This is a genomic window from Paracoccus litorisediminis, from assembly GCF_009711205.1.
Taxonomy (GTDB): domain Bacteria; phylum Pseudomonadota; class Alphaproteobacteria; order Rhodobacterales; family Rhodobacteraceae; genus Paracoccus; species Paracoccus litorisediminis.
Genome location: NZ_WMIG01000049.1, coordinates 1 through 5,292, shown reverse-complemented (window position 1 = coordinate 5,292; position 5,292 = coordinate 1). Strand labels below are relative to the sequence as shown.

At 63.4% G+C, this 5,292-nt stretch carries 4 protein-coding genes; 1 reads left to right on the top strand and 3 read right to left on the bottom strand.

The features are described from left to right. Window positions 1–1,093: 1,093 nt before the first annotated feature. Complete coding sequence (locus tag GL300_RS25910; RefSeq protein ID WP_155042556.1) at window positions 1,094–1,903, bottom strand: aminoglycoside phosphotransferase family protein; 810 nt, start codon at window positions 1,901–1,903, stop codon at window positions 1,094–1,096. Window positions 1,904–2,173: 270 nt separating this feature from the next. Next, window positions 2,174–3,208, bottom strand: coding sequence for a ribosome small subunit-dependent GTPase A (gene rsgA / locus GL300_RS25905; protein WP_155042555.1), 1,035 nt, complete (start codon window positions 3,206–3,208; stop codon window positions 2,174–2,176). Between the two features lie 141 nt (window positions 3,209–3,349). Between rsgA and GL300_RS25900 the strand changes: the two genes are divergently transcribed. Then, complete coding sequence (locus tag GL300_RS25900; RefSeq protein WP_155042554.1) at window positions 3,350–3,952, top strand: hypothetical protein; 603 nt, start codon at window positions 3,350–3,352, stop codon at window positions 3,950–3,952. Between the two features lie 432 nt (window positions 3,953–4,384). Here GL300_RS25900 and GL300_RS25895 read toward each other — a convergent pair whose 3' ends face one another. Beyond that, window positions 4,385–5,113: a polysaccharide pyruvyl transferase family protein gene (locus GL300_RS25895; RefSeq protein ID WP_246195465.1), complete on the bottom strand. Its 729-nt coding sequence runs from the start codon at window positions 5,111–5,113 to the stop codon at window positions 4,385–4,387. Window positions 5,114–5,292 lie beyond the last annotated feature (179 nt).

Here is a 5,292-nt window from a genome sequence, read left to right as displayed (position 1 = left end):
TCGGCTCACGGCAGCCGGTCAGGGCTGCGATGGCGGAAGTCTCCGCCCTGCCCGGCTGCTGGCAAATGCCGCGTCCGAGGACATTTCTGAATGGCCAGAAATGGGACAATTCTGAATGGTTGCTACACCCTTGTAGAAGAAAAGTAGAATTGTTGTAACTACTAGCCTGAAATGTCCATTCCGCCCTGATTCTTGACCATCGCACGGAGCGATTCGTTCAAAGTTGTTAAATTTCAGATTCTTATGTAGGGTTCTGGGCTCACCGTCACGGCGGTTTTAGGCGCTTACTGCCACCGGTCGACGCCCCTCCTTCTTCTCGGCATTGCTTCCCTCACACAGCGACGTCCTGCTCCTGCGATGACAGCCAGAGGGCCTCCGGAACACCTGATTTTTATTAAAGCCCACGGAAAGGTTGCACTTTTCCGAACGGCGAAGCCTTGTCCAAGGAGACCGCCATGCAAATGAGGAAACCCCACCCCGCCCGAATTCCGTTCGCGGATGCCCAACTCAGCCTGCAGAAGATGACGCTGCCTGACGTTGAGAAGCGTCTGCGCACCCTTCCTTCAGAACTTCCGTTCCCAGCTGACTAAGCCGAAAACAAAGGCGCTGGCGTCCCGATACGATTCCCAAGACGGTGGCGTGCGGCAGGTTGATCTTGAAGAGATTTCGTCGATCTTTCTCGCCAGCCGCCGGCCTTGGCGGCTGCGGCACTGTCGATCAGCGTTCAGGTATTCGCCGCCGTCTGCGAGTGCATGCCCGCCCATTCGACATAAGTCACCGCGATCTGTTTCCATTCACGAACAGGATAGCCTTTTGCAGCAGGGTACTGCGGGGGGCGGCGGCATATCCCCGCACTGGATCGCCTGCTCGTCCAGATTGACCGCGCGAGATGTCCACGGCCAGACTAAGCTAGACCCCCGCTCCAAGATCGCCCGTCGGTGATTGCGCAAGCAACGGGCCGGTTAGTTCGGCCACCACGAGAAGCGACGAGAATGAACTGATCCGGACTACCTTCATGCCCCGACCTCGCCAAAACCGGGGAAAACACCACATCCCAATTCCGAACCCTGCCGCGCTACCCGGTCAGGTGGCATCAACGATCAAGTTCGGCACTGGCCAGCTCGGCCACCCGGAGATTGACCGGGGCGGGATTTCCGTCCTCAATAGACCACGCCAATGACAGCCCGCACCATGCAACGATCCACAGCAGCAGACGCTCGCGGTCCAGATCGGCGGCCATGGTCACCGTGGCCAGCCGCCGCGCAAAGCAATGTGGATCGACAGCTACAGGCTGGCTGGGATCGGCCAGATCCGGGTTGGTGAAGATATTGGCGAAGTCAAAGCCGCGTTCGCCCAGAATACCCTTGGGGTCGATGGCCAGCCAGCCTTGATCGCCGAAATCGAGGACGTTGCCGTGGTGCAGGTCGCCATGCAGCAGCGCCATCTCTCGCGGTGTCGACAGCAGGAATTCGGCCGCCGCGGCCGAACGGGACAACATACCGCCATGAGTCCGCGCCGCCGGGCCGAGCGCCTGAAACCAGCAAGCAAGCGGCGCAAGCTCGGGCGGTGGTGTCCGGCGCGGCGCATGCAGCCGCGATGCGGTCGCGCAAAGGATGCGGCAGGCCGCATCGTCCGCTCCGCCGCGCGCCATGTCGGACAAGGATCTGACACCAGTCGCACGCTCCAGCAGCAGCACGCCATCCGCATGCTCAAGGACGCGGGCAGCACCCTCGCCTCGCCACCACGCCATCAATCGTCCGCCGCGACGCTCTTCTTCGATCAGGGGCAGCTTCAGCATCGCTGGCAGGGTGCCTTGCAGCACCGGCAACAGGCCCGAGCTGCGGGTCTGGATCGGCGGTCCGTCGGGCACGAGATTCCAGCGCTGCAGATAGGGTTCGAACATGCGACGGCCCCATACGGAATACATGCCCGTCACTTCATGCCCCTCGCCAGGTGCCACCGCAACCCTGTCATTGATCCATCGTCACAAGCCTGACCAGCAGGATGTTGCCTGCATATGTCGGACGCTCCAGGCTGCCTGCGGGATATTCCGCGCCGATCACCCGGACCTCTCCCTCAAGCGCCGCCAGAGGACTCTGAAGGCCGGACATGGCGCGCAGATGATCGCCGTGGCCGGCGCTCAAACCCCGCAACGCCGAAGCAAATGCACCCGTCAGCGGCGTTTGCCGTGGGGTTTGGTGGTCTTGTTGCCGCGCGGGCCGGACTGGACCGGAGTATTGTCAAGGTTCTCCTCCTGCAGCTTGCGCCAGCGTGCAAGCCGCGCAGGGTCCAGCGCGCCGGCGGCCACAGCCGCCTGAACCGCACATCCCGGTTCATGGGCATGGGTGCAGTCGCGGAACCGGCAGCCGGGGGCCAGCTCGGCGATCTCGGCAAACAGCAGGTCCAACCCGACCGAGATGTCGCTGACATGCAGCGCGCGCATCCCCGGCGTGTCGATCACCCAACCACCCCCGCAAATCCGGTGCAGCGAGCGCGAGGTGGTGGTGTGCCTTCCTTTGGCATCGTCCTCGCGGATGCTGCCGGTCAGTTGCGCATCCTCGGGCAGCTTTGCGGCGAGCGTGTTCAACAGCGAGGACTTCCCCACCCCGGACGAACCGACAAGCGCCACGGTCTGTCCGGCACCGCACCATGGGGCCAGCGTCTTAGCCGCCTCGGGCGACTTGGCGTTCAGCGCCACCGCCTGCAACCCGCGCTGCAATCCCGACACCCGGTCCAGATAGGGTCGGGCATCCGCCACCTGATCCGCCTTGGTCAGGACAATCACCGGCACGGTCCCGGCCTCATTCGCCAGCACCAGATAGCGTTCCAGCCGCGCCGGGTTCAGATCGTCATTGCAGGAGGTCACGATGAACAGGGTGTCCACATTCGCTGCAATCAATTGCGGGGCGCGCCCACCTTCGATGCGCCGCTGCAGCAGGGTGTTGCGGTCAAGCCTGCGGGTCAGCAGGCCCGAACCGGGCTCGACCAGCACCCAGTCCCCTACCGCATAATCCGAGGTATTGGTCTGGGGCGGAAGCTGCAGCCGCACCGGGCCTTGCCCCGATTCTGCCGTCATCCTTGCGCGATGGACGGTGGCGACGCGCATGCGGGCCAGTCCGGTCTCCTCGGCAGTCAACTGGTCGTCAAAGAAGTCCGTCCAGCCAAGGTCGGACAGGTTCGGTGCAGGCTGGTGTGGGACAATGCTCATGTTCCGTTGCATGCGCGCCCGCGCCGGGTGATGCAAGATCTGTCAGGTCTGCATCAGCAAACAATGCACGCCCGGGTGGACGCGGATGGCAAGCAGCGCTATGAGCACCGCCACCCTGCCGTGAGCAAAGGAGCCGACATCATGCTATGGGATATCCGGGCACGCATGAAGCCGGCCCTGTCGATCATCGACCTGATCCCGCATGTGCATCGCACCCCGGCCTTGGCGGCGCTGCGACGCGCGGTGCAGGAAGGCCGCCCGGCGACGCTGCGGCTCTCGGCCGAGGACAGGGAGCTGGCCTTTCATGATGCAACCGTGCAGCTGACCTCACCTATCGGAGCGCGCGTGCTGAAGGCGCTTTATCAGGGCGGGCATCTCAAGCTGAAGAAACCGGGCATCAAGCCGCTGCCAGCGCTGGACGCCTATATCGCCACGGAAGACGAATTCCGAGCCGAGGTCGCCCGGATCTGGGCATCCGAGGACGCCAAGCGCCTGCGTCTGACCGAGATCATCGCCGACCCCGCCAGCGCCCGCCCCGAGGAGCTGAGCCCTTGGCTGATCGACAAGGTGATGTCGGCCCGTCTTGGCCACGGTGCTTACGGCGAGATCGAGATCGCTGGCTTTACCTGCCACCGGACCCTGACCTATCCGCCCATCGCGGAAAGCGACCGGTTCCGCCCCGAAGGCAAGGTGACCTGCTGGTGGCTGGACAGCGCGGGCAACCGGCAAGGCGATCCGGAATAGCGCCAGACGGCGATCCCGCGCAGCTTGTGGCCCAAGCCCCGACACGATCGCGGCCATGTTGCCTGCGATGATCTTCGACCATCTGGCGCGGCATTTCATTGGGAAGACAAGCCCCGGACGTCTTGTCCGGCTGGAACGCGTCATCTGCGGCGGTTCAGGCTGAAAACAGCGGTTCGCGGCATCTCGCGCGTCCTGTCACATCAGGGCATTCGCGAATTGCCGTTTTAGTGACGCGTGGCCTCGCCCCGACAAGACTGATGCCAGGATGAGACCGCGATCCTGCTTTGGCCCGGCGCAGCTGATCTGCGCCGGGCTTTGGCTTATGTGTCAGACCTGCGGTCGCGCCATGGGTTGACGTGCATGAGGCCGAGCCTCATGACACGCCTTTTCCGGTCATGGCGCGCCGGATGATCCCATGCCTGACGCAGGTGCTCAGCCTTCAGCCTCGACAAGCTGCGGAGCGTCGGCGTTGCCCGCACCTGCACTGATTTCCAGCAGGTAATCCGCCGGTTTCAGGCCAGTTCCCCGCAGGAATTCGACATAGCGCGCGCATTTCATCGCGCGATGCTGGTCATAGGCGGCACCGTCGAACTTGATCAGTTGCCGCAGGCGCGTGCGGGTCAGCGGCTCTTTCAGATCACCGGCGCGCAGGAAGGGAATGCCGGTTTCGCGGCACATTTCTTCGGTGCGGGTGTCGATGGTGATCGTGCAGGCCATGCGCTCGGCCTGGATGGCCAGCTGCGCACCATGGAAGCGCGGACCGATCAGCAGATCGTGGCGGCGCAGCTCGTCCATCCAGGTCGCGACGTCGTAGTAGGAGCGCGCATAGTTCAGCGCCCAGGCCTTGAACTGGTCGAGTGAGTAATGCGGAACCGTATGCTTGTGGATACGGTCCAGCGCCTCGGGCTCGATCTCGTCGAACAACCCGCGCGAGATCTTGATCATGTTGCCCATGGACTGGACGATGTAGACGCCCGGGAACTGCGGGTCCATCATCATCGAGATAAGCTGCTGCTCGATCTCGCGCGTGTTGCGCCAGGCTTCGTGGCCACCGGCGACGGCAATCCGCTGCGGCAGGGGATTGGCGTTCCAGTTCGCCTCGATGCGCTTGCCCAGATCGGCGCGGGGGTTGATGAAATGCGACGGGCAGCCATTCGCCACCGTCTGCGCCCCGGTCAGCTTCAGGATCTGCTCCGAGGTATACGGCCCACGCGTGTCCGGCGTCAGGGCCTATGGGACAGATTTGGTTGATTGATGACGGGAGGGTTTCTGGCACATCGTAGCTTTCAAGGAGCGAAGATGAGCAAGAAACCCGTTGATCAGAAAGTCGCCGCCGATCG